Annotated in this window: 23 protein-coding genes, 2 tRNA genes and 1 other RNA gene; 7 read left to right on the top strand and 19 right to left on the bottom strand. The window is 71.1% G+C overall.

The window, feature by feature from the left end:
- Window positions 1-217: 217 nt before the first annotated feature.
- The 9 genes from FWJ67_RS04610 to FWJ67_RS04650 form a co-directional block, all read right to left on the bottom strand.
- Window positions 218-490, bottom strand: coding sequence for a DUF2508 family protein (locus tag FWJ67_RS04610; protein ID WP_304172836.1), 273 nt, complete (start codon window positions 488-490; stop codon window positions 218-220).
- A gap of 78 nt (window positions 491-568) precedes the next feature.
- A complete protein-coding gene (recR, locus tag FWJ67_RS04615) occupies window positions 569-1,168 on the bottom strand; it encodes a recombination mediator RecR (RefSeq protein ID WP_304172834.1) in 600 nt (199 codons plus the stop codon).
- The gene (locus FWJ67_RS04620; RefSeq protein ID WP_304172840.1) at window positions 1,168-1,470 is read right to left on the bottom strand and encodes a YbaB/EbfC family nucleoid-associated protein; all 303 of its coding nucleotides are present in this window, start codon (window positions 1,468-1,470) and stop codon (window positions 1,168-1,170) included. Before FWJ67_RS04620 ends, recR begins: the two co-directional genes overlap by 1 nt.
- A 43-nt stretch (window positions 1,471-1,513) precedes the next feature.
- The gene (gene dnaX, locus FWJ67_RS04625) at window positions 1,514-3,355 is read right to left on the bottom strand and encodes a DNA polymerase III subunit gamma/tau (protein ID WP_414482039.1); all 1,842 of its coding nucleotides are present in this window, start codon (window positions 3,353-3,355) and stop codon (window positions 1,514-1,516) included.
- A 64-nt stretch (window positions 3,356-3,419) separates the two neighbouring features.
- Window positions 3,420-3,684: signal recognition particle sRNA large type (gene ffs / locus FWJ67_RS04630), an RNA gene on the bottom strand.
- Between the two features lie 234 nt (window positions 3,685-3,918).
- Window positions 3,919-4,009 (bottom strand) — tRNA-Ser (locus tag FWJ67_RS04635).
- Between the two features lie 15 nt (window positions 4,010-4,024).
- Window positions 4,025-4,116: transfer RNA gene (locus FWJ67_RS04640), tRNA-Ser, on the bottom strand.
- Window positions 4,103-4,588 (bottom strand): tRNA adenosine(34) deaminase TadA, encoded by a 486-nt coding sequence (gene tadA, locus FWJ67_RS04645; protein ID WP_304172838.1) that lies wholly within the window; start codon window positions 4,586-4,588, stop codon window positions 4,103-4,105. The genes FWJ67_RS04640 and tadA overlap by 14 nt, the downstream gene beginning before the upstream one ends.
- A gap of 103 nt (window positions 4,589-4,691) precedes the next feature.
- Window positions 4,692-5,363, bottom strand: coding sequence for a spore coat protein (locus tag FWJ67_RS04650; RefSeq protein ID WP_304172830.1), 672 nt, complete (start codon window positions 5,361-5,363; stop codon window positions 4,692-4,694).
- A 173-nt stretch (window positions 5,364-5,536) separates the two neighbouring features.
- Between FWJ67_RS04650 and FWJ67_RS04655 the strand changes: the two genes are divergently transcribed.
- Both FWJ67_RS04655 and FWJ67_RS04660 read left to right on the top strand, forming a co-directional pair.
- Entirely contained in the window at window positions 5,537-6,244 is a 708-nt protein-coding gene (locus FWJ67_RS04655) for a cell wall hydrolase (protein WP_304172828.1), read from the top strand.
- 67 nt (window positions 6,245-6,311) lie between these two features.
- Window positions 6,312-6,629 carry a HesB/IscA family protein gene (locus FWJ67_RS04660; protein WP_304172826.1) on the top strand — a complete coding sequence of 106 codons (318 nt, stop codon included), beginning with the start codon at window positions 6,312-6,314 and terminating at the stop codon, window positions 6,627-6,629.
- On the opposite strand, the gene FWJ67_RS04665 is transcribed toward FWJ67_RS04660, so the two are convergent.
- Window positions 6,623-7,639, bottom strand: a complete 1,017-nt coding sequence (locus FWJ67_RS04665; protein WP_304172824.1) for a Gfo/Idh/MocA family protein — start codon at window positions 7,637-7,639, stop codon at window positions 6,623-6,625. The two genes, FWJ67_RS04660 and FWJ67_RS04665, sit on opposite strands and share 7 nt — an antisense overlap.
- 104 nt (window positions 7,640-7,743) lie before the next feature.
- On the opposite strand from FWJ67_RS04665, the gene FWJ67_RS04670 reads away from it, so the two are divergent.
- Together FWJ67_RS04670 and FWJ67_RS04675 are read left to right on the top strand one after the other, a co-directional pair.
- Window positions 7,744-8,418, top strand: a complete 675-nt coding sequence (locus tag FWJ67_RS04670) for an MBL fold metallo-hydrolase (protein WP_304172822.1) — start codon at window positions 7,744-7,746, stop codon at window positions 8,416-8,418.
- Between the two features lie 77 nt (window positions 8,419-8,495).
- Window positions 8,496-8,945 (top strand): SH3 domain-containing protein, encoded by a 450-nt coding sequence (locus FWJ67_RS04675; RefSeq protein WP_304172820.1) that lies wholly within the window; start codon window positions 8,496-8,498, stop codon window positions 8,943-8,945.
- 51 nt (window positions 8,946-8,996) lie between these two features.
- Here FWJ67_RS04675 and FWJ67_RS04680 read toward each other — a convergent pair whose 3' ends face one another.
- Genes FWJ67_RS04680 through FWJ67_RS04695 form a run of 4 tightly spaced genes read right to left on the bottom strand, consistent with a single transcriptional unit; the run spans window position 8,997 to window position 13,060 of the window.
- Window positions 8,997-9,353, bottom strand: a complete 357-nt coding sequence (locus FWJ67_RS04680) for a hypothetical protein (protein WP_304172817.1) — start codon at window positions 9,351-9,353, stop codon at window positions 8,997-8,999.
- Entirely contained in the window at window positions 9,353-10,723 is a 1,371-nt protein-coding gene (locus FWJ67_RS04685; RefSeq protein ID WP_304172815.1) for an acyclic terpene utilization AtuA family protein, read from the bottom strand. Before FWJ67_RS04685 ends, FWJ67_RS04680 begins: the two co-directional genes overlap by 1 nt.
- A complete protein-coding gene (locus FWJ67_RS04690) occupies window positions 10,720-11,520 on the bottom strand; it encodes an enoyl-CoA hydratase/isomerase family protein (protein ID WP_304172813.1) in 801 nt (266 codons plus the stop codon). Before FWJ67_RS04690 ends, FWJ67_RS04685 begins: the two co-directional genes overlap by 4 nt.
- Before the next feature lie 22 nt (window positions 11,521-11,542).
- Window positions 11,543-13,060, bottom strand: coding sequence for an acyl-CoA carboxylase subunit beta (locus FWJ67_RS04695; protein ID WP_304172811.1), 1,518 nt, complete (start codon window positions 13,058-13,060; stop codon window positions 11,543-11,545).
- A 99-nt stretch (window positions 13,061-13,159) separates the two neighbouring features.
- On the opposite strand from FWJ67_RS04695, the gene FWJ67_RS04700 reads away from it, so the two are divergent.
- Window positions 13,160-13,858, top strand: a complete 699-nt coding sequence (locus tag FWJ67_RS04700; RefSeq protein WP_414482038.1) for a DNA-3-methyladenine glycosylase — start codon at window positions 13,160-13,162, stop codon at window positions 13,856-13,858.
- Between the two features lie 36 nt (window positions 13,859-13,894).
- Here the strand turns inward: FWJ67_RS04700 and FWJ67_RS04705 are convergent, their stop codons facing one another.
- The 5 genes from FWJ67_RS04705 to FWJ67_RS04725 all read right to left on the bottom strand — a co-directional run bounded on the left by FWJ67_RS04705 (window position 13,895) and on the right by FWJ67_RS04725 (window position 18,238).
- Window positions 13,895-14,701 carry an ABC transporter permease gene (locus FWJ67_RS04705; RefSeq protein WP_304171015.1) on the bottom strand — a complete coding sequence of 269 codons (807 nt, stop codon included), beginning with the start codon at window positions 14,699-14,701 and terminating at the stop codon, window positions 13,895-13,897.
- On the bottom strand, window positions 14,698-15,642 hold the full coding sequence (locus FWJ67_RS04710) for an ABC transporter permease (RefSeq protein ID WP_304171017.1): 945 nt from the start codon (window positions 15,640-15,642) through the stop codon (window positions 14,698-14,700). Before FWJ67_RS04710 ends, FWJ67_RS04705 begins: the two co-directional genes overlap by 4 nt.
- A gap of 14 nt (window positions 15,643-15,656) precedes the next feature.
- Window positions 15,657-16,682, bottom strand: a complete 1,026-nt coding sequence (locus FWJ67_RS04715) for a P1 family peptidase (protein WP_304171019.1) — start codon at window positions 16,680-16,682, stop codon at window positions 15,657-15,659.
- A 101-nt stretch (window positions 16,683-16,783) separates the two neighbouring features.
- Window positions 16,784-17,512 carry a hypothetical protein gene (locus FWJ67_RS04720; protein WP_304171021.1) on the bottom strand — a complete coding sequence of 243 codons (729 nt, stop codon included), beginning with the start codon at window positions 17,510-17,512 and terminating at the stop codon, window positions 16,784-16,786.
- Between the two features lie 18 nt (window positions 17,513-17,530).
- A complete protein-coding gene (locus tag FWJ67_RS04725) occupies window positions 17,531-18,238 on the bottom strand; it encodes a hypothetical protein (protein ID WP_414482037.1) in 708 nt (235 codons plus the stop codon).
- Window positions 18,239-18,407: 169 nt separating this feature from the next.
- On the opposite strand from FWJ67_RS04725, the gene FWJ67_RS04730 reads away from it, so the two are divergent.
- A complete protein-coding gene (locus FWJ67_RS04730; protein ID WP_304171025.1) occupies window positions 18,408-19,835 on the top strand; it encodes a CCA tRNA nucleotidyltransferase in 1,428 nt (475 codons plus the stop codon).
- A 516-nt stretch (window positions 19,836-20,351) separates the two neighbouring features.
- Window positions 20,352-22,247: a PrkA family serine protein kinase gene (locus tag FWJ67_RS04735; protein WP_414482036.1), complete on the top strand. Its 1,896-nt coding sequence runs from the start codon at window positions 20,352-20,354 to the stop codon at window positions 22,245-22,247.
- Window positions 22,248-22,259: the final 12 nt, after the last annotated feature.

Raw genomic sequence — 22,259 nt, forward strand, 5'->3', positions numbered from 1 at the left:
GTTACACACCTTTGACCTCTGGCCCGCTCTCGACTCGCTGTTCCGTTTTCAAGGTCCCCGCCGCCCGGTGTATCGCCCGGCGGCAATTCCGTATGCTACCACAAGTCCTGCTGGAATGCAACTGGTTGTTCCTGGACTTGTTGGTCGCCGGGGCGGCCGTCGCCAGGACTGACCGCCTCGCTGCAGTCACAGATCATAGCAGAGAGCCTCGAGTTCATCAAGAGGAAATTCCTGACTGCTGATCGAGGAGGAACCGGGCCATCCGCTCCCGGTCCACCCGCAGGCCCTGGGCCCGGGCGGTCTTCCACAGGTGGATGTACTTCCGCTGGCTCGCCTCGAGGCGGTGGACCGCCTCCAAGACCAGGTCCGAATCGGAGACGGAGTCGAAGTAGGCTCGGGCCGCCCGCCACTCCTGACGCGCGGCCTCCAGCTGGTCGATCAGATCCTGGTGGGCCCCGTCCGACCCGCGCTTGCCCCACCGGAGATGCACTGGCCAGCCCCCCACGTCCTGTCTCACTGGAGGCTATGTTCCGGGAGGGCGGCGTATGCCAGGGGGAAGGGCCCGCCCTTACGTGATCTCCCGCCGGCCTTCCATGGCCTTGGCCAGGGTCACCTCGTCCATGTACTCTACGCTGCCGCCCACGGGCATTCCCCGGGCCATCCGGGTCACCTTGACGCCCAGGGGCTTGAGGAGGCGGCTCAAGTACATGGCCGTCGCCTCGCCCTCGGGATCGGGGTCGGTGGCCAGGATCACCTCGCGCACCTCACCGCTCTGGAGCCGGTCCAGGAGCTCCCGGATCCGGAGCTCACCAGGCCCGATGCCGTCCAAGGGGGAGATGGCGCCCCGCAGGACATGGTACCGGCCCCGGTACTCCCGGGTCCGCTCGAGGGCCATCACGTCCCGGGGGCCTTCGACCACGCAGAGGAGGGCATCATCCCGTTGGGGATCACTGCAGAGCCGGCACGGGTCGACGTCCGTCAGGTTGCAGCAGACAGAGCAGGTCCGGATCTGCTCCCGCGCCTCCACCAGCGCGTTCGCCAGAGCCGTTACCCGCTCTTGGGGCTGCTCAACAATATGGAAGGCGAGCCGTTGGGCCGTCTTGGGCCCGATCCCCGGCAGCCGGCTCAGCTCCTCCACCAGGCGGGCCAGGGGTCCGGGCAGCACCATCAGAACAGCCCCGGCAGCCCGGGCACCTTAAGGCCTCCCGTCACCTTGGCCATCTCCTGGGCCGCCAGCTCCCGTGCCTGGGTGAGGGCGTCGTTGACCGCGGTCAAGACCAGATCTTGCAGGATCTCGACGTCCTCAGGGTCGACGGCCGCCGGGTCGATGACCACCTCCACCAGCTCCTGGTGGCCGTTGGCCACCACCCGGACGGCCCCCCCGCCGGCCGAGCCCTCCACCCGCCGGTTGGCCAGTTCCTCCTGCAGGCGGGCCATCTCGGCCTGCATCCGCTGGACCTGCTTCATCATCTTGTTGAAGTTGGCCACTCCAGCTCCCTCCCCAGAGGGTTCCTTATTCGGCTCCGTTACCGGAGTCCTTGCGCTCCACCCGGATCACATGGCCCCCGAAGAACTCCACGGCCTTGCGGACCAGCGGATCCTGCAGAGCCTCGACGTCGACCGGCGCCGCCTCCTCGCCCTCAGGCGGCCGGCCCGGCCCCCCCTGCCCGGACTCGCCAGAGGCCGGCCCCTGCCCTCGGGCCGCCCCCACCTCCTCGGGCAGATCCTGCTCCGAGGCGATGTGGAGCCGGACCGGGCGGCCCACCTGCCGGCTGAGCACGCGCCGGACCCGGTCCTGGTGGGCCTTCTGGCTCAGGTTGGACCGGTGAAACTCGTAGCCCTCGGGGAAGACCAGATAAGCATCGTCCCCCTGGAGGGCGGCCAGCCGGGCCTCCCGGGCGAAGGCGTGGGTCGACCGGCCGGCGGCGGAGCGGTTCAACTCGGCCAGCACCCGCTCCCAGAGGCTCGCCAGATCGGCTGCCTCGCCGGTCGCGGGCCGTCCCTCCCCGCCCGTGGGGGGCGAACCCGCCCCAGCCTCCTGGGCGGCTGGGGGAATGGGCCGGCTCCCGCTGGGGGCGCGCTCTTCCCGCGTGGGCGCGGCTTCGGCGGCGGTGGGCGGCGACGGACGGCGCTCCTCCTCGGGCAGGGCCGTCGGCGCCGGGGAGGGCGGAGGGGGCGGCGGACCCGGCCGGGCCTGACCAGCCGCCAGGCTTTGGGCCAGCTGCTCCACCTGGGCCTCCAGCCGGCCGAGGCGCTCCTCCCAACTGCCCGCCCGCAGGGCTTCCAGGCAGGCCAGCTCCAGGGTGAGACGGGGCCCTTCACCCCGGCGGATCTCGCCTTCCGCCTGGCTGAACAGCCGGGCCATCCGCTCCAGCTGCTCCCATCCTGCCCGCTGGGCCAGCCGCCGGCTCGCTTCCAGCCGCTCCCCGGCCATGTCGACCAAGCCTTCGGGGTTGGGCACAGCCAGGAGGATGAGGAGATCCCGCACCCGGTCCACCAGCGCCCGGGCCAGCTGGCGGAAGTCGACCCCCTCCCGCTCCAGCTGGGCCAGCCAGTCGAAGATCCGGCCGGCCTCCCGGGCAATGAGCGCCTCCAACAGGCCGTCCACCCGCTCTTCGGGCACCAGCCCCAAGAGCTCCCGCACCAGGTCCGCCCCGATGGGCCCATCGGCCCCCAAGGCCGCCAGCTGGTCCAGAAGGCTCAGCCCGTCCCGGAGCGCGCCCTGGCTCATCCGGACCAGGAGGTGCAAGGCGCCCTCCTCCAGGGGGATGCCCTCGGCCTCGGCCACCTGCCGGAGGCGGGCTGCCAGATCCTGATCGGACAGCCGGTGGAGGTCGAAACGCTGGCAGCGGGAGATGATGGTGGCCGGCAACCGGTGGGGCTCGGTGGTGGCAAAGATGAAGATGACGTGCGCCGGCGGCTCCTCCAAGAGCTTCAACAAGGCGTTGAAGGCCTCGTTGGTCAGCATGTGGACTTCGTCGATGATGTAGACCTTGAAGCGGGACTCGGCCGGCGCGAAACGGGCATTCTCCCGGAGTTCCCGAACCTCGTCGATGCCCCGGTTGGACGCGCCGTCGATCTCGATGACATCCAGGGAGCGGGCCTCGCTGATACGCTGGCAGGGGACGCAGACGCCGCAGGGTTGATCGGTGGGCCCCTGCTCGCAGTTGAGCCCCTTGCTCACCAGGCGGGCCAGGGTTGTCTTCCCTGTGCCCCGGGGCCCGGAAAAGAGGTAGGCATGGGCGAAGCGTCCCAGACGCAAGCCCTGCCTCAGGGTACGGACGACGGCCTCCTGGCCCACCACCTCGTCAAAGGTCTGGGGCCGCCACTTCCGGTACAGGGAGAGGTGCGCCACCTTGGTCCCTCCAACCCTCCCCGCTCGCGACAAGGCGGCCGCCATGGCGGCCGCCCTAAAGTTGCCGTGCACCCGTCGTCGACTGGGGCCTTCCAGGCGGAATCCCGGTAGTTGGCTCGGATCAGGCACCCTTGCGGCACACAGGGCGCCCCACGTACCGCTGCTTCCTTCCGGACCTGACGGGGTTGGTGGGATCCTGTTGCGCAAGACCCAACCGTCAACGCCACTTGCCGGGCCCAGGCCCCACAAGGCCCTGCCTCGGACGGGAATTCGACCCCGCTATAGCGGATTGCGGGTACAGGGCACCGCTACCTCCCCGTCTAGCACGGCAAAAGGGATGTTCGAACCCTCGGTTCGAACCCGGGGATCACGCCCATTCTACCGCCCGTTTTCGGACGTGTCAAACGGACCTCCCGTTCGTCGGGATCGCTTCTCCGGCCCCACACCCCGGCGGGCGGGCCCGGAGGCTGCCCTCCGCCCCCGTGGGCGCTGGGGGACGAAGGGGACCGGGACGGAGGGCCCAAAGAGTGAGGCCCACCCATCCTGCACCGGATGGGTGGGCCTGGCGGAGGGAGTGGGATTCGAACCCACGGAGGGGACAAGCCCCTCACATGCTCTCCAGGCATGCCGATTCGTCCGCTCTCGCATCCCTCCGGGCGGGAACCTGTCTGGCGGAGAGGGTGGGATTCGAACCCACGAGGCGCCGCAAGGCGCCTAACGGTTTTCGAGACCGCCGCTTTCGTCCGCTCAGCAACCTCTCCACACGGTTCCGCCCGAGCCCTCCCGCAACTGCCGGAAGAAGCGTCGCAGGAGGTCGGCTCCCTCCTCAGCCCGGACCCCTGAGGTCACCCGGACCTGGTGGTTGAACCGGGGATCGTCCAGGAGCCGGACCAGCGAGTCAACCGCCCCGCCCTTGGGATCCGGCGCCCCGTAGACCAGCCGGTCGACCCGGGCCAGCAGAAGGGCACCGGCACACATCGGGCAGGGCTCGATTGTAGCATAGACGGTCGCTCCCGTCAATCGCCACCCACCCACCCGCCGGGCCGCCTCCCGGATCGCGATAAGCTCCGCATGGGCGGTGGGATCGCCCCAGGTCTCCCGGAGGTTGTGGGCCCGGGCCAGGACCTCGCCGTCCCGCACCACCACCGCGCCGATGGGCACCTCGCCCAGAGCCCAAGCCTTCTTCGCCTCGGCCAGGGCCAGGCCCATCCAGGAGGCGTCATCCCGTTCCACGTCTGGCGGGGTTGGGTGGTCCACATTTTGAGTATACCACGAAGGCCCGGAACGGGGGAGGGCCTCCCCGCTCCGGGCCTCCCTTCCCCCAACCGCCCGGCCCTTACCCCACGAAGGTGGGCGTCCGGCGGAGGGCTCCCTGGTAGGCGGCGCGGGCCTGGTCCATCAAGGCACTGTCTGGGCCGATCCGCACCGGGTACCATCCTTTCCGCTCCATGAGCTGGTAGAGCTCCAGGGCCATCTGGGAGTGATCCCGGCTCATCTCAAGCAGGGCCTGCCGCAGGGGCAGGTGCCCCACCTCCACAGCCCCTTGGGCGCAGGCCAGGCTCTCAAACTTGCAGAAGACCAGGCAGCTGGCGGCCAGCACCGGATCGGTGATCCGGGTATCGCTGGGATCGGCCTGGAAGGCTTGGGTCGGCTCAGTGGGCCGGTAGCCGTACTGGCCGGCGAAGCCGCTGGTCTGGGGCGTCCACGCCCAGCCGCCCCCGTTCCCCGGGGGCGAGCCGCCCGGCTGGGACCAGGGCCCGCCCATGGTCCCCGGTTGGGGGCCGGAAGCGCCGGGGGCCCCTCCCCACGCCGGCTGGCCGCCCAGGAAGCTGAAGAGCTTCTGGAAGTGGTTCTGGAACATGTTCAGGTGGGATTGCAGGGTTCGCCGCAGGTCCCCATCTTGGGCCTGCCGGAGCCAGAGACTGGCGTTTTCGATCCCCACCACGTGTTCCATCAACCGCTCGTGCACCCGGTGGATTTCAATGGTGGTCAAGTTGGCCTGGGCCAACACCGTCCCTCCTTACGGGATCCAGAATGCCCAGGTCCAGTTTGCCAGGGAGGCCGCTCTTCCAGCCTGGCACCTCTTCCCTTTGCTCTGTCTGACCTTTCTCCCTATAATGAGTTGCGTGTGCGGCTCGGGGTCGACCGGGCCGACGTCTGGACGAAAGGAGGTTGGAACGGATGCCAGTGCAGCACCGCGACGGCCGCCCCCATCCAGCCATCCGGCTGGCCGCCCTGGCACTGGCCGTGTTGACGGTGGTGGCGCCCCTGGGCGGGGTGGCCCTGGCCCAGTCCCTCGGGGACCCCGCTGTCGCCGAGCGGGCCCAGGAGGATGGGACGGCGGGTCGGTCCGGGTCACAGGAGGCGGCCTCTCAGACCGAAGGGGCCGCTCAGGACAGGGCTCCTCGGGACGAGGCCGGGGCCGAGGGGTCGTCGCCGGAAGCGGACGCCTCACCGGTTCAAGACCCCGCTTCCAGCCACGAGGCGCCGACCTCCCCGTCCAGCGAGGCCACCCCCCAGCCGTGGTACACCCAGCGGGAGCTGGAGCTTCTGGCCCGCCTGGTCCATGCGGAAGCGGAGGGGGAACCCTTCGCCGGGCGGGTCGGCGTGGCGGCCGTCGTCCTCAACCGGGTCCGCCACAGCCGCTTCCCGGACACCATCGCGGGGGTCATCTTCCAACCCGGCGCGTTCGAGCCGGTGGCCAACGGTCGGATCTGGGAGGAGCCGGACGCCGCCTCCTGGCGGGCGGCCAAGGCGGCCCTGGACGGATGGGATCCGACGGGCGGCGCGCTCTACTTCTACAACCCGGCCAAAGTGAGCCGGTCCAGCTGGATCTGGCGGGTCCACGTGACGGGCCAGATCGGGCGGCACGCCTTCGGCTGGCTCTAACCCCTCACCACCCCCTGCCTGGTCGATCCCCCGCCTGGGGATTAGACTAACGGCAGGGGGTGTGGCCATGAACCTCACCATCACCGAGGAAGCCAACCGGCAGCTGCTCCGGCTGCTCAAAGAGCAGGCCGAGCCCACGCCGGCCCTGCGGGTGGCCGTCACCGGCCAGTGCGGGTGCGGCAACCTCCACTTCGGCCTGGCCTGGGATCGGGAGCGGCGGCCGGACGACATCCACCTGGAGTACGGCGAGCTGCAGCTCCTCATCGATCCCGTCAGCGCCCCTCACCTGGATCACGCCATCATCGACTACCATTCGGATCCCTTTGACTCGGGCTTCCACATCCAGGTGGCCGGAGGCGGCGGCTGCGGCTGCGGTCATCACTGACGGCCGCTGGCTGCCGGGCGGCTGCGGTGGGCGAGAGGCTGGAGCCTCCCCGCCGCAGCCGCCGACGCGTCCAAGCCGGCCAGCACCTGGGCGACCACCTGGAGGTGGGCCAGGCTAAGGCTTCTGGGCAGGGACGCGGGATCCACCACGGCCTGCAGGACGGGCTCCCAGGGGGATGACGGTGGGGCCAGCCCCAGGGTGGACCGGCCCCCGGGCCCTTCCAGGATGAGGCGCAAGCCCCGGCCCTCCAGCCGCCCCTCGGTCCCGTAGAGGATGAAGGTCGGCCCTTGCCTCTGGCCGGCCCACACCACCCGCACCCGGGCGGTCGCCTGGGGGAAAGTGAGGATCAGAGTGGCCCCGTCGCCCCACAGGGCCCCGGGCCCAGGTGGGGCCTCCTGGGCGGCCACCGCTTCCGGGGTGCCGAACAGCTCCAGCGCCAGGGCGACTCCCGGGAAGGCGGCCAGGCGGGTGAGGGTGGGCACCGGCAGCTGGGGATCGTCGGCCAGCTCGTAGGCCAGCTCCTCCCACCAGGGATCGAGGCCGGCCACCTGGACCACCTCCAGGTGGTGGGGCCGGCCGATCCGGGCGAGCTGACCCGGGGCGCCCAACCAGGGCGGGTCGAAGACGGACGGCCACAGGGGGATGAGGAGGCCGCCGTAGGTCTTGCTGGCCGCCACCACCTTGGCCAATTCCGCCAGGTCGGCGGTGACCGGCAGCTCCACCACCACATCCAGGCCCCGCATCAGGGCCGACCGGATCAAGGCCCCTTGGCGGCCGGGGTTGGCGGCGATGTGGACCAGATCCAGGCTCTCCCGAGACAGGAGCTCCCGGGGGGACCTGTAGACCCGGGGCACCCCCAAGGCGAGGGCCCGGCGGCGGCGCCCCCCGTCCCCGTCGCCCGCGGCGACCAGCTCCACCCGAGGATCCGCCAGCCAGGCCCGCACCCGTCGCCAGATACCGGCCCGGGCCAAGCCGGCCACGCCCACCCGCCAGCGACGCGCTGGGGCCATGGCGCCTCCCTCCTCCCTCGGCGGGATGCCATCCCGCCGGGAATGGCTTCGCTCCCCTTGCGAGAGATTCCTGGAAGGCGGTGTCGGGACGGGTGTCGAACAGAATGGCAACCGCGGAGGTGGCGACGGTGCACTGGGAACGGCTTGTGGTGGGTCCCATCGAGGCCAACTGCTACCTGCTCTACGACCGGCCCGGCGGGGAGGCGATGGTCATCGATCCCGGAGCCGACGGGCACCGGATCCTGGAGGCCCTCACGGCGAAGGAACTGCAGGTGAAGGCCATCCTCCTCACCCACACCCACTTCGATCACATCGGCGCGCTGGAGCCGGTGCACCAAGCCACCGGCGCACCCATCCTGGTCCACGAGGCGGAGGCCGGCTGGCTGGGAGACCCTACCCTCAACCTGTCGGCGGGGCTGGAAGGCCTCCTCTCCGAGCCCATCCGGGGACCCCACCCCCACCGGACCCTCGTGGGCGGCGAGGTCCTCACCCTGGCAGGCCAGGCCATCCGGGTTCTCCCCACCCCGGGCCACACCCCGGGCGGGCTCTCTTACTGGCTCCCCGACGCCGGCTGGGTCTTCACCGGAGACGCCCTTTTCAAGCAAAGCATCGGCCGGACGGATCTGCCCGGCGGGAACCTGACGCAGCTCCTGGAAGGGATTCGCCGCTCCCTCCTCACCCTCCCCGACGAGACGGTGATCCTCCCCGGCCACGGGCCCGAGAGCACCATCGGGGAGGAACGGCGAGCGAACCCCTTCCTGCAAGGGCTTTCCCCCTGAACTTCCCAGGAGCATGCAGGAGTTTCCCGGGAAACGTGCGAACTCCTCGGTACACCATCTGAGGAGGTTCCCGTTCCATGCTTCCGGCGCGCCCCAACCATCCCTACGGGGATCCCTTGCCGCCGGCCACCGTGGTCGCCCGGGAGCGGCTGCGGCGGAGGCGGCAGCGGCGCGCCCGGCGGGCCATCCCCTGGATGGACCTCCTCGGCTGGGCGGCCGTCCTCCTCTTCACCGGCTGGCTCATCTTCCTCCAGTTCGGCGATCCGTCCATCGTCCTCCAAGGCCCCCTGCCCGAGCCGGGGACCATCCCCATGGTGGTGACGGGCACCCGGGTGAACGTGCGGGAGGCACCCGCCCTGGGGGCGACGGTCATCGGCCAGGTGGTGCAGGGCGACCAGGTGCTCGTCCGGGATTACTGGGGCGGCTGGTACCGGATCGTCTCCGGCGGCCCCTCGGGCTGGATCTCGGGGGAGTACGTGGACCCCGTGCAGACCCGCTCACCGCTCCTGTCGCTCCCCAATCTCTGAGGCCCCCTTCCCCGCCCACTCGCCCCGTCACCCAGAGCCCCATCCCGTTCATCACCCTGGATAGCGGAGGCGGGGGACCCCCAGGAGGAGCTCCTCGGGCACATCGACCTCCAGGCGGAGGAGGGCCGAGGCCAGGGACTTGCCCAGGTTATCCAAACGGAGAGAGGCCGGCGCGCCGCCGCCCAACGCCCCCTCCAGGACGAACTTCAGGGCCCGGAGGGTGGGGAGTTCATAGCGCCGCACCCTTCCCCGGCACCAGGAGCCGAAGTGGGCCTTCACCCGCTCGGCCGTCACCTGCTGGCAGAAAAGCTGGTACAGGGCGTCCGTAGGGGCGAAGAGGCTGATGTCCGCCGTGTCCCCTTTGTCCCCGGAGCGGGCCTGGGCCACCTCCGCGAGCCGAATCCGCATCAGCCCACCTCCCACAGCTCCACCCGCACGTGGGGTTCGATCAGGTCCCGGGGGACGAGCCCAGTGAGGAAACCCAAGAGCTGGCGGGGCCGGCTCACGCCGCCCAGGCCGCCAATGAAGGGCGGGCCGCTCAAGGCCAGGGGCGGGAAGAGCCGGGCAAACCGGGCCGCGTCTTCTGCCCGCTGGGTCCGGATGGCCATCCGGAGGAAGACCTCGTTCACCTGGTCGGGGTCTGGCTCGGGGGCCGTGGGCCCGTGGAGGGAATCGTAGCCCAGGTAGGCCACGTGCACCTCCTCCGCCTCGATGCCCAGCCGAGCCATCTGGGCCTGAAGGATGGCCGCGGCCCGCCGGGCCTTAGGCAGGGCATCGGGCCAGGAGAAGCCCATCATCCCCTCCCCCGCCCAACCGGCCTCGTACCCCACCAGGGCCTTCAGGGTGGGGGGTGCGGGACGGCCTCGGATCCCGCTCACTCGGACCCGATCGGGCCCCGCGGGCTGGAGGCGGACCTGGGAGAGGTCGACGGTCACATCGGGGGTCAGGTACTGAGCGGGGTCGTGGATCTCGTAAAGGAGCTGTTCTTTGACCGTATCCACCGTGACCAGGCCGCCCGTCCCCTCAGCCTTGGTGATGACCAACCCGCCCCCCTCGTCCACCTCGGCGATGGGGTAGCCGATCCGGTCCAGGCCCTCCACCTCCCACCACCGGCCGCTGAAGTTGCCCCCCGTCGCCTGGCCCGAACATTCCAGGAGGTGGCCGGCCACGATCCCGACGGCCAGCCGGTCCCAATCATCAGGCGCCCACCCGAACTTGTGGATGAGGGGCGCGGCGAAGGGGGCGGTGTCGGTGGTCCGCCCCGTCACCACCACGTCCGCCCCCATCTGGAGGGCCCGGACGATGGGCCCGGCCCCCAGGTAGACCGACGCAAAGAGGACCCGGTCCCGGACCTCCGCCAGGGTGCGACCCCTCTCGGGATCGGCGAACCGGACGCCCGCGGCCTCCAGCTCCTCCAAGCGGTCCCCGATCCCATCACCCGTCACCACCGCCACCCGGAGACCCTCCAACCCCAGCTCCCGGGCAACCCGCAGGACCTCCCGGGCCGCCCCCGGCGGGTTGATCCCGCCCCCGTTGGTGATGAGCCGGACGCCCCGGGGGACCGCCTCAGGGAGGAGGCGCCCCATCACCTCCCCCATGTCCCGGGTATAGCCCAGGGTGGGGTCCCGCTGGCGGTCTTTCTGGAGGATGGCCAGGGTCAACTCGGCCAGATGATCCATGGCCAGGTACTGGACCTGACCCCGCCGCAAGGTCTCCAGCGCGGGGAGGATGCTGTCACCGTAGAAGCCCATCCCGGCCCCGATGCGGACCCGTCTCATCCTGCGCCCTCCCCTCCCCCGGGCGGTGAGCCAGCAGCCCTCGGGGCCCGGGCGGCCGCCACCCCCTGCCGAGCCTCTTCCGTGAGGGCAGCGACGGTGATGGCCTCCACCAGCCAGGGGACCGCCTGGGCGAGGCCGAGCCCGTCGGCCTGGACCACCGCCCGCCGGCCCAGGCGAAGGATCCGGGGCGGGAACTGGGCGATGCGGCGGAGGAGGGCCTCGGTGGCCCTTTCCAGCTCCTGGCGGGGGAAGGATCGGGTGGCCAAGCCGAGCCGGGCCGCCTCGGCCCCGTCCAGGATCCCGGCGCTGAAGATGAGCTCCAGGGCTTTCTTCCGGCCCAGGGACCGGAGGATGGGGGCCAGGACCACCATGGGGAAGAGGCCGATCTGAAGCTCGGGCAGGCCCAGGCGGGCGTCGTCGGCCACGTACAGGATGTCGCAGGCGGCCGCGAGGCCCAACCCCCCGCCCAGCGCAGCCCCGGCCACCATGCCCACCACGGGGACCGGGCTCCGCTCCACGGCCAGGATCCCATCGGCCACCCCCTGGAAGACCTGCCGGACGGCGTCGGCGCCCTGAGCCTGGGCGGCGGCCACCTCCCCCAGGTCGGCCCCGGCGGAGAAGTGGCCCCCTTCACCCGAAAGGAGGATCACCCGAACCGTCGGGTCCTCTCCCGCCTGGACCAGGGCGTGCACCAGGGCCTGGCACGTGGCCCGGTCGAGCGCGTTCCGGTGCCGGGGCCGGGCGAGGGTGATCCGGGCCACCCCCTGCTCCACCGCCAACCGGACGGTCTCAGCCACCCCGTCTCCCCCCTTCTTCCGTTTAGACCGGATGGACGCCATGGTGCTTGGGGAGGCGCTCCCGCCGGCGTTGCCCGTAGAAGGCGAAACGGCGGACCAGCTCCTCCCGCAGCCGTTGGGGTGGGACGATCTCATCCACCACCAGCTCCGAGGCGAGGCGGAGCAGGTCGATGTCCCGGGCGTACGCTTCCCGCTGGGCTTGGATGAAGGCAGGCCGTTCCTCGGGGGGGAGCTCTTCGATGTGGCGGGCGTAGACCGCGTTGACAGCCGCTTCAGGGCCCATGACAGCGATGGCGGCCCCCGGCAGGGCCAAGGTGGCGTCGGGGCCGAAGCCAGGCCCCGCCATCGCGTAGAGCCCGGCGCCGTAGGCTTTCCGGACGATGACGGAGATGGTGGGCACCTGGGCCTCGGCCACGGCCGCGATCATCTTGGCCCCGTGGCGGATGATCCCCTGGCGCTCCACCTGGGAGCCGATCATGAACCCGGGCACGTCCGCGAGGAAGAGGAGCGGCAGGTTAAAGGCGTCGCAGAGCCAGATGAAGCGGGCGGCCTTGTCGGCCGAGTCGACGAAGAGGACGCCACCTTTCACCAAGGGCTGGTTGGCCACCACCCCGATCGGCTGGCCCTCCAGGCGGGCGAGACCAATGATCAGCTCCGGGGCGAAGAGTGGCTTCAGCTCGAAGAAGGAGCCCCCGTCCACCACCCCGGCGATGAGGGCCCGCATGTCGAAGGGCTGGTTCTGGTCGGCGGGAATCAGCCCCGCCAGGGAGGCGGGGTCCCGCTGGGGCGGCGCGGCGGGCCCCACCGGAGGGGCTTCGCCCGCATGCTGGGGCATGTAGCTGAAGTAGGCCCGGGCCAGGGCGAGGGCCTCCTCCTCGCTGGACGCCAGGAGATCGCCGCAGCCCGAAAGGGTGCAGTGCATGCGGGCGCCGCCCATCTCCTCCAGGCTGACCCGCTCCCCGATGACCATCTCCGCCATCCGAGGTGAGCCCAGGTACATGGAGGCCTGACCGTCCACCATGATGACCACGTCACAGAAGGCGGGAATGTAGGCGCCCCCCGCGGCCGACGGCCCCAGGAGCACGCAGATCTGGGGCACCAAGCCCGAAAGCTGGACCTGATTGTAAAAGATCCGGCCCGCCCCCCGCCGCCCCGGGAACATGGCCACCTGCTCGGTGATCCGGGCTCCGGCCGAGTCGACCAGGTAGAAGAGGGGCAGCCGGTGCCGCAGGGCCGTCTCCTGGATCCGGAGGATCTTCTCCACCGTCCGGGCGCCCCAGGAGCCCGCCTTCACCGTGGGATCGTTGGCCATCACCGCGACGGGGCGGCCGCCGATCCGCCCCAGCCCCGTCACCACCCCGTCGGCCGCCAGCTCTTCCGCCTGGGCGTTGGCGAAGAGGCCGTCCTCCACCCAACTGCCGGGGTCGAGGAGGAGTTCCAAGCGCTTCCTGACGAAAAGCTTCCCCTGGTCCCGGAGCCGCTGGTGGTACCGCTCGGGACCCCCCCGGCGGAGGCGGTCCGCCAAGGCGCCGATCTCCATGGACGCCTCCCTCCCGAGGGAAGAGTACGCATTTGAGGTTCTTCTTCCTGCTTCTCTGTCTTTTTCTGGCAGATGGCTGCTCGGTGAGGAGGGAAGGCCGTGCCCACCACCCCCGACCGGGACCGGGCGCTGGATCAGCTCCTCCGGCTCCCGGTGGTGGAGCTGGCCCAGCGCCTCTTGGGCTGGGTGCTGACCCACCAGACCCCCGAGGGTGTCACCGCAGGCATCATCGTCGAAACCGAGGCGTACCGGGGTCCCGAGGACCAGGCGGCCCACTCCCGGAACGGGCGGCGTACCCCCCGAGTCCGGGCCATGTACGGGCCGGCGGGGCATGCGTATGTCTTCACCATCTATGGGATCCACCAGTGCGTCAACGTGGTGGCCGGCCCGGTAGGGGTGCCCCACGCGGTCTTGCTCCGAGCCCTCCAGCCCGTCCGGGGATTGGAGCTGATGGCCCGCCGGCGCGGGCTGAAGGCCGACGCGCGGGCGCAGGTGGCTGCGTGGGAGGCGGCGATGGGGCCTGCTGTGCTCCGGCCCTGGACCGGCATCCCCGCCCGGCCGCCCCAGCCCGTCCGGCTCCTCACCTCCGGCCCTGCCCGGCTCACCCAGGCCTTGGCTGTCTCCCAGGCCCAGTACGGGTGGTCTTTCCGCACCTCGCCCTTACGCCTCGACCCGCCGCCCCACCCCGGGCCCTGGCCCATCCGCTCGGGGCCCCGCATCGGGGTGGAGTACGCGGGGGCGTGGAGCCAGAAGCCCTGGCGGTTCTGGATCGACGGCAATCCCTTCGTCTCCCGCTAAAGCCTTCCCCCTCCCGCGGCCCTTCGGGGTCCCCGGTCAGCGGCGGGTCCACCGGTCCCGCAGCCCATCGCCCACCAGGTGCAGGCCCAGGACCGTCAACACCATGGCGAGGCCCGGAGCCAGGGCTGGATAGGGCGAGAGGGCGATGAAGCTCTGGGCCTCCCGGAGCATCCGCCCCCAGCTGGGCCAGGGCGGCTGGATGCCCAGCCCCAGGTAGCTCAAGCCCGCCTCTGCCACCACCGCCCGGGCGAAGGTGAGGCTGGCCTCCACCAAGAGGAGGGGCTCCAGGTTGGGGAGGAGGTGATGGCGGAAGAGCCGCCCGGGCCCTGCGCCCACCGCCCGGGCCGCCTCCACCAGAGGGCTCTCCCGCAGGGAGAGGAGGCCCGACCGGGTCAGCCGGGCGAAGGCGGGCACCGCCGCCAGCCCCAGGGCCAGGGTGGTGCTCACCGCTCCCGGCCCCATCACCGCCACCAGCATCAAGGCCAGCAAGACGGAGGGAAAGGCGGCCAGGGCATCGATGAGGCGCATCAGGACCTCGTCGGTCCAGCCCCGCCCCAGTCCGGCCAGGGTCCCCAAAGCGACGCCCGCCCCAGCTCCGATGAGAACCACCGCCAGGCCGACGCCCAGGGTGGTCCGGGCGCCCACCATCACCCGGCTGAGGAGGTCCCTGCCGAAGGGATCGGTCCCCAAGGGGTGAGCCCGGCTGGGGGGCGCGAGCCGCTCGGTCACCGCCATCTGGTTGGGGTCGTGGGGCACCCAGACCAGGCTCAGAAGGGCCGCCCCGGCCACCAGGGCCAGGAGGAGCCCCCCCGCCACCAGGTTCCACGGGGGGCGCCGCCTCACGGGTACCGCACCCGCGGGTCGACCACGGCGTAGAGGATATCGAGGAGGAGGCTGGTCAGGAGCACCGCGGCCGCCATGACCAGGACGATCCCTTGGAGGAGGGGGAGGTCCCGGGCGCCGATGGCCTGGAAGGCCAGGCTCCCCAGGCCGGGCAGGGCAAAGAGGTTCTCCACCACCACACTGCCTGCCAGAAGCTGGGTGAACTCGGTGCCCGCCAGGGTCAGGACGGGGATGAGGCTGTTCCGCAGGGCGTGGCGGGTCAGCACCCGCAGGGCGGGCAAGCCCTTCCCCCGGGCCGTCCGGACGTACTCCGCCCGGAGCACCTCCACCAGGCCGGCCCGGATCATCCGGGCCAGGGAGGCGGCCCGCCCCGCGGCCAGGGCCACCATGGGGAGGATCAAGGCGCGCCCCGCCGGGAGCAGCCCTTGGGACCACGGCGGGAAGCCGCCCGCGGGGAACCAGCCCAGGCGAACGGCGAAGCCGCTCATGAGCAGGAGCCCCAAGGCGAAGGACGGGATGGCTTGCCCCAACGCGGTGGCACCGCTCACCACCCAGCCTGCGAGGCCGTCCCGCCGCACCGCGGCCCAGGTGCCCAGGGGCACGGCGATGAGGCAGGCCAGGAGCATGCTGCCGGCAACCAGGGGCAGGGTGACGGCCAGCCCGGCCCCGATCAGCTCCCGGACGGGAACCCGGTAGATGAGGGAGGTGCCCAGATCCCCCTGGACCGCCCTGGCCAGCCAGGCGGCGAACCGGCTCAGGGGCGGCCGGTCCAGCCCCAGCTGGCGGCGCCAGGCGGCCAAGGCTTCCGGGGATGGGTCCAAACCCAGCATCACCTGGGCCGGATCCCCCGGCAGGACCAGAAGGACCAGGTAGCTCAAGGCCGCGGCCAGGCCCAGGGTGATCAGAAAGGTGAGGCTCCGGCGGAGGAGGTACCCGTGCACCGCTCCATGGCTCCCTACCGGCTGCCCCGGCGGCGGGCCGTGGGCAAGCGGTCCAGGTAACTGGGATAGGGGCCGACGCTCTCCGCGTGGAGGATGGCGTGGATCACCGCCCGGCTGACCGCGTCCGCGGCCGCCGCGCCGACGCGGGTGAGGATGGGGGCGACAGGGGGATCCCCGCGGCCGGTGGCCAGGGCAAAGAGGACATCGCCGTCAAAGGGCGTGTGGACCGGCCACAGGGCCCGGGCCAGGCCGTCGTGGGCCATCTGGGCCACCTTGGTGGCCTGGGCTTTGGTCAGGGGCAGGTCGGTGGCCACCACGCCGATGGTGGTCTGCTGGCCCAGGACCGCGGGCCCCTCGAGGGGGTCGGGCAAGGGGAGCCCCGGATCGTCGGGCCGGGGATCGGCCAGACCGCCGAACTCCTCCCCCAGTTCCAGAGAGCGGGCGTAGAGCCGGCCGGTGCGGGGATCGCAAGGCAGGCCCAGCGCGTTGACGGCCACCAACGCGGCCACGGTACCGATCCCTTCCAGGACGACACTGGCACTGCCCACGCCGCCCTTCAGACCCCCGGCCACCGCGCCCGTGCCCGCCCCCACGTTCCCCTGGGGAACGGGGCCCCGTCCAGGAGGAGCCAGGGCCGCCTGAACCGCCGCCGCCCCGTCTTCCCGGCCCGGGGGCTGGTCAACAGCCCCCCGGCCCAGATCGAAGAGGATGGCGGCGGGGACAATGGGCACCACCCGGCCGCCCCCCACCGGGAACCCCACCTGGCGCCCGGCCAGGATCTCCATCACCCCGCCGGCCGCATCCAGGCCGAAGGCACTGCCCCCGCTGAGGACGACAGCGTGGACCCGCTCCACCAAATGAACAGGATCGAGAAGGGCCGTCTCCCGGGTGCCGGGCGCGGACCCCCGGACGTCCACCCCGGCCACCGCGCCCTCCTCACACAGGATGACGGTCGTGCCCGTCAGCCGGTCCCGGTGGGTGGCATGGCCCACCCGCAGGCCCGCCACGTCCGTCAGGGTGTTGGTCGGTCCTGGATGCATGGCTCCCCCTCCCCGGCGGTGCCAGGCTTGGCCCCGGCGCCCTTCCCGTATTGCGGCAGCGGCCGGCGGAAATCCTCCTCCCGCGGCCCCGGGCGGCCCGGTCAGAGGGCCCGTCGGAGCGCGGCCAGCTGCTCCCGCTGGACCTGGAGGAGGCGACGGAGGAGCTTGGCCAAGGTCCAAGGCTCCGGCACCGCCTGGCCCTCCCGCTGGTGAAGGGTCACCTGGGTCCAGGCGTCCGGGGACTGGCGCTCCAGGCCGGCCAGAACCGCCTGCCTGAGGTTTCGGAGGGCCTCCAGGGGCTCCTCCCCCTCTCCGGGCGGCGGGTTCAGGCCAAAGACGGCCGCGTCCGCCCGCTGGAGGGTGAGAAGCCGGTCCAAGATCTGGTTGGGCGCCGGGGCCCCCGGGCGAGCGGGCCGGCCCATCACCTCCGGCGGGAGGGGCGTGACGAGGTCCGCCAGGTCCTCCTCAGCCCACGCCCAGCGGGTTCGGAAGGACTCGAGGGCGGCATCGTCGAGCGGGGCCTGTTCCGCCTCGAAGAGGGCCCAGGCGTGCGGCGCTTCCAGATCGTGGGGAACGGCCACCCGCTCCACCACCCGGACCCGGGGCGGTCCGCCGCGGAAGGGCCGCTCCCCGTGGGTCCAGAGCCACCGCCCGAATTTCCACAGGGCCACGGGCGCTTCCCGCAGGGCCTGGTCTTCCGCCGAGGCCCGGTGGATGAAGCCCGGGTGCCCCAGGGCATGCACCACCGTCCCGCCGCCGGGGCCTACCTCCAGGACCAGGTCCACCTCGGCGGTCAGGGGGCCCACCTGCACCCCCAACCTGCGGCTCATGGCCATGCCTCCCCCAACCTAGACCCGGGCCCCCGCCTGGCCGCCGGGCTGGGCCTCGCGGGCCCGAGCGGCCGCCCGGTTGATGGTGGCGAAGCCCCCGTAGAGGATCAGGAAGCCCAGGGCCATCATGATCCAGAAGGTTCCCGGCACGCCCAGCCGGGCCAGGCTCCCCGCCATCCCCAGGAGGATCACGCCCAGGGCCAGGAGGAGGTTGCCCACCGCGAAGCCCTTTCCGTCAGGTGTGTAACGGCTGCGCAGGGCCGAGCGGATGGCCAGGGCGGCGACGGCCACCACCCCGAAGGTGTTGGAGAGGATCAACGCCGCCAGGGGCAGGCCTGCCAGGTCGAGGACATCCTGCCCGGGACCACCGTCCAGGCGGGCCAGGGCTTCCCCATCCAAGGGCGCGCCCATCACCCCCACGCTGGCCACCACCCCGGTCAAGACCACCAGGGCCGCCACCCAGCGGGACCGGTCGGGCCCGTAGTGGAGGTAGACGCTGCCCAGCCCCATGACCGGGGCCATCCAGAGGGCCCCCGCCAGGTAGTAGAGACGGAAACCGGCGGCACTCCCCCGGAGGGCGGCCAGATACCCCGCGGCGCCCAAGAAACCCAGGGCCAGGGCGATGGCCCAGAGGAGCTGGTGCGCCTTCCGGCGAGCCCGGTACTGGCCCACCAAGGCGACGGTGAAGACCAACGCGACCAGGGCGACGATGCTTGGGTAGAGCACCGACTCTCTCCTCCCTTGGGGCCGGGCCGGGGCATGGCTGCCCCTGCAGGGGAACATTCGACCCCCTGGAGGCCCGCGCCTGCTCCGGGGGCTGGGCCCAGGCCGCCAGGGCTTCCGCTGGGCCCTTTCGGGGGCTATGCTGAAGGGGAAGTTGGTTGGGGGGAGTGGTATGGCGCAGAGCCAGCCGCGAAGCCAACACCCGGTGGAGGTCCCCCACCCCATCCGCCAGGTCTGCGGGCGGTTGCGGGAGGCGGGCTTCCAGGCCTACGTGGTGGGGGGCTCCATCCGGGACCGCCTCTTGGGCCGCCAGCCCCACGACTGGGACTTGGCCACCGATGCCCGGCCCGACCAGGTGCTGGCCCTCTTCCCCGACGCCCGGCCCACGGGGGTCGCCTTCGGAACCGTAACCGTTCCCCTGGCCTCCGAGGAGCCGCCCCATGAGGTGGAGGTGACCACCTTCCGGGCCGACCTGGAGTACCGGGACGCCCACCGGCCCACCCGCGTCGCGTTCACCGGGGATTTGACGACGGACCTGGCCCGCCGGGACTTCACCATCAACGCCCTGGCCTACGACCCCCTGACAGGAGAGCTGGTCGACTTGTGGGAGGGCCGGGAGGATCTGGCCCAGGGGCGGATCCGGGCCGTGGGCGAGCCCCTGGCCCGCCTCCGGGAGGACCCTCTGCGGAGCCTCCGGGCCATCCGCCTGGTGGCCCAGCTGGGCTTCCAGATCGAAGAGGCGACCCGTCAGGCAGCCCAAGCCCTGGCCCACCGGCTCACCCTGCTCAGCGCCGAGCGGATCCGGGACGAACTCCTCCGCATCCTGGCCGGTCCCCACGTGGCCCAGGCCCTCTGGGAGGCGAGCCACCTGGGGCTCTTGGAGACCATCCTGCCCGAACTGGCCCCCGCCCGGACCTTCCCCCAGGGGAAGCCCAACGCGCCCACCCTTCTGGACCACCTGATCCAGACGGTGGCCGCCTGCCCCCCCGACCCCGTCCTCCGCCTGGCCGCGCTCCTCCACGACGTGGCCAAGCCCCAAACGGCCCAGCGGCTGGCCGACGGCCGGCTGGTCTTCCACGGCCACGACGTGGCGGGCGGGGAGGTGGCCGCCCAGATCGGCCAGCGGCTCAAGCTGGACCGCCGCCGCCGGGAGGTGGTGGCCAGCCTCGTCCGCTGGCACATGGTCTCGGGGCCTGACGTGGGGAAGAAGGCGATCCGCCGCTGGATGACCCAAGCCCCTCGTCTGGAGGGGGAAGAGACGGGCGAGGCCTGGATCCGGCGGCTCATCGCGCTCCGCCGGGCGGACCACATCGCCAGCGGCCACGGCCCCGAGAACCCCTTCGCCGACCACCTGGAGGCGTTGCTGGCGGAGGTGGTGGCCGAGGATTCCGCCTTCACCGTCCGGGACCTGGCCCTAGACGGCCACGATGTGATGGCCCTCCTCCAGATCGGCCCCGGGCCCGCCGTCGGCCGCGCGCTCGCCTACCTCCTGGACCGGGTCCTGGAGGATCCCACCTTGAACACACGGGAGCGCCTGGCCCGGCTCCTCCTGGAAGACCCGCCCCCCGAGCTCCAGCCCGAGTCGGAGACCCCACCCTAGGCGGGCAGGAGCGGGCTCCCACCGTCGAGAGGAGCGCTGGGACGGGTTGGCCCGTACAATGCTTGCAGAGCGCCGTTCCCCAGCCGGCCCGGATGCCAGGAACCTCCTGGACTCCGTATATCTGCCAACCCAGGGAACATCCTAGCAACGGAGCCCCGGCCAGGGTGCCGGTCGGACCGGTCAGAACGGTGGAATTTGGACGGTTCTGATAGGAGGAATGGAACGCGCCGCGGTGAAAGACGCGGAACACAGCCTCGAGAAGCCTGTCACGCCTCGCTCGTCTCCCTTGGCAGCAGCAGCCCCACCATCCCTCCTGCCCCCACCTTGGCCAGCACTGCCCCAACCCGTTGCCACCGCGGCCCGGACCCATGGGTCCCCAGGGCCCCACGTCCGCACCGACCATCCGGGTATCCCGCCCCGTCCACGAGCAGCATGCTGACCGGCCTGCCTCTCCCCGATCGGCCCCACGGTCCGCTCTGACGAACTGGGACCCTACGTGAGGGAGGGTGAGACGCCTTGGATCTTGCCAAGCGGCTGGAGGCCTACCGCCAACAGGAACAGCACCTCTCCTGGGAAGGGACCTTCGCCGAGTACTTCGAGATGGTCACCCGCAACCCCAAGCTGGCCCGCCACGCCCATGCCCGCATCTACGATATGATCATCTCCCACGGTGTGGAAGAGGTGGATGGCCACCGCCGGTACCGCTTCTTCGAACAGGAGCTGTTTGGCCTGGAACGGCCTTTGGAGCGCCTGGTGGAGGAGTACTTCCATGCGGCCGCCCGACGGCTGGACGTCCGCCGCCGGATCCTGCTCTTGATGGGTCCTGTCTCGGGCGGTAAGTCCACCATCGTCAACATGCTCAAGCGGGGACTGGTCCAGTACACCCGCACCGACGAGGGGGCGGTCTACGCCATCAAGGGCTGCCCCATGCACGAAGACCCTCTCCACCTGATCCCCCACGAGCTCCGCCCCGAGGTGGAGCGGGACTTCGGCATCAAGATCGAGGGCTCCCTCTGCCCCTCGTGCCAGCTCATGGTCCGGGAGCACTACCGGGACCAGATCGAGGAGGTCCTGGTCCACCGGATCGTCTTCTCGGAAGAGCAGCGGATCGGCATCGGCACCTTCCAGCCCTCGGACCCCAAGAGCCAGGACATCGCCGACCTGACGGGGAGCATCGACTTCTCCACGGTGACCGAGTACGGCTCTGAGTCCGATCCCCGGGCCTACCGGTTCGACGGCGAGCTGAACATCGCCAACCGCGGCATCATGGAGTTCCAAGAGATGCTGAAGGCCGACGAGAAGTTCCTTTGGAACCTCCTCTCCCTCTCTCAGGAGGGGAACTTCAAAGCCGGCCGCTTCGCCCTCATCTCCGCGGACGAGTGCATCATCGCCCACACCAACGAGGAAGAGTACCGCGCCTTTGTGGCCAACAAGAAGAACGAGGCCCTCCACTCCCGGATCATCGTCATGCCCATTCCCTACAACCTCCGGGTCTCCGATGAGGTCCGCATCTACGAGAAGCTGGTCCGCCAGTCGGATCTGCGGGAGGTGCACATGGCCCCCCACGCCCTGAGGGTGGCGGCCATCTTCTCCATCCTCTCCCGTCTCAAGCCCTCCAAGAAGCAGGGAATGGACCTGGTCAAGAAGATGAAGCTCTACGACGGCGAGGAGGTGGAGGGCTTCAAGCCGGCGGACGTGGAGGAGCTCCGGGCTGAATTTCCCAACGAAGGGATGGACGGGGTCGACCCCCGCTACGTCATCAACCGGATCTCCAGCGCCTTTGTCACCCGGTCGCGGCCCTGCATCGGCCCCCTGGACGTGCTCCGGGCCCTCAAGGACGGCTTGGATCAGCACCCCTCCATCACCGAGGAGGAGAAGGAGCGGCTCCTGGGCCTGGTGGCCATCGCCCGTCAGGAGTACGACGAGCTGGCCAAGAAGGAAGTGCAGAAGGCCTTCGTCTACTCCTTTGAAGAGTCGGCCCGGACCCTCTTCGAGAACTACCTGGACAACGTGGAGGCCTACTGCAACACCCAGAAGGTGAAGGACCCCATCACCGGCGAGGAGATCGACCCCGACGAGAAGCTGATGCGCTCCATCGAGGAGCAGATCGGCGTCTCCGAAAACGCCAAGAAGAGCTTCCGGGAAGAGATCCTGATCCGGATGTCCAGCTACGCCCGGCGGGGCCGCCGGTTCGACTACACCTCCCACGAGCGGCTGCGGGAGGCCATCGAGCGGAAACTCTTCGCGGACCTGAAGGACGTCATCCGGATCACCACCTCCACCAAGACCCCCGACCCTGAACAAATGAAGAAGCTGAACGAGGTGAGCGCCCGCCTCATGGAGGAGCACGGCTACTGCCCCATCTGCGCCAACGAGCTCCTCCGCTACGCGGGCAGCCTCCTGAACCGTTAGGCGCGCCACAAC

Origin of the sequence: Limnochorda sp., assembly GCF_047459355.1 — a bacterium.
Taxonomy (GTDB): Bacteria; Bacillota; Limnochordia; order Limnochordales; family Limnochordaceae; genus Limnochorda.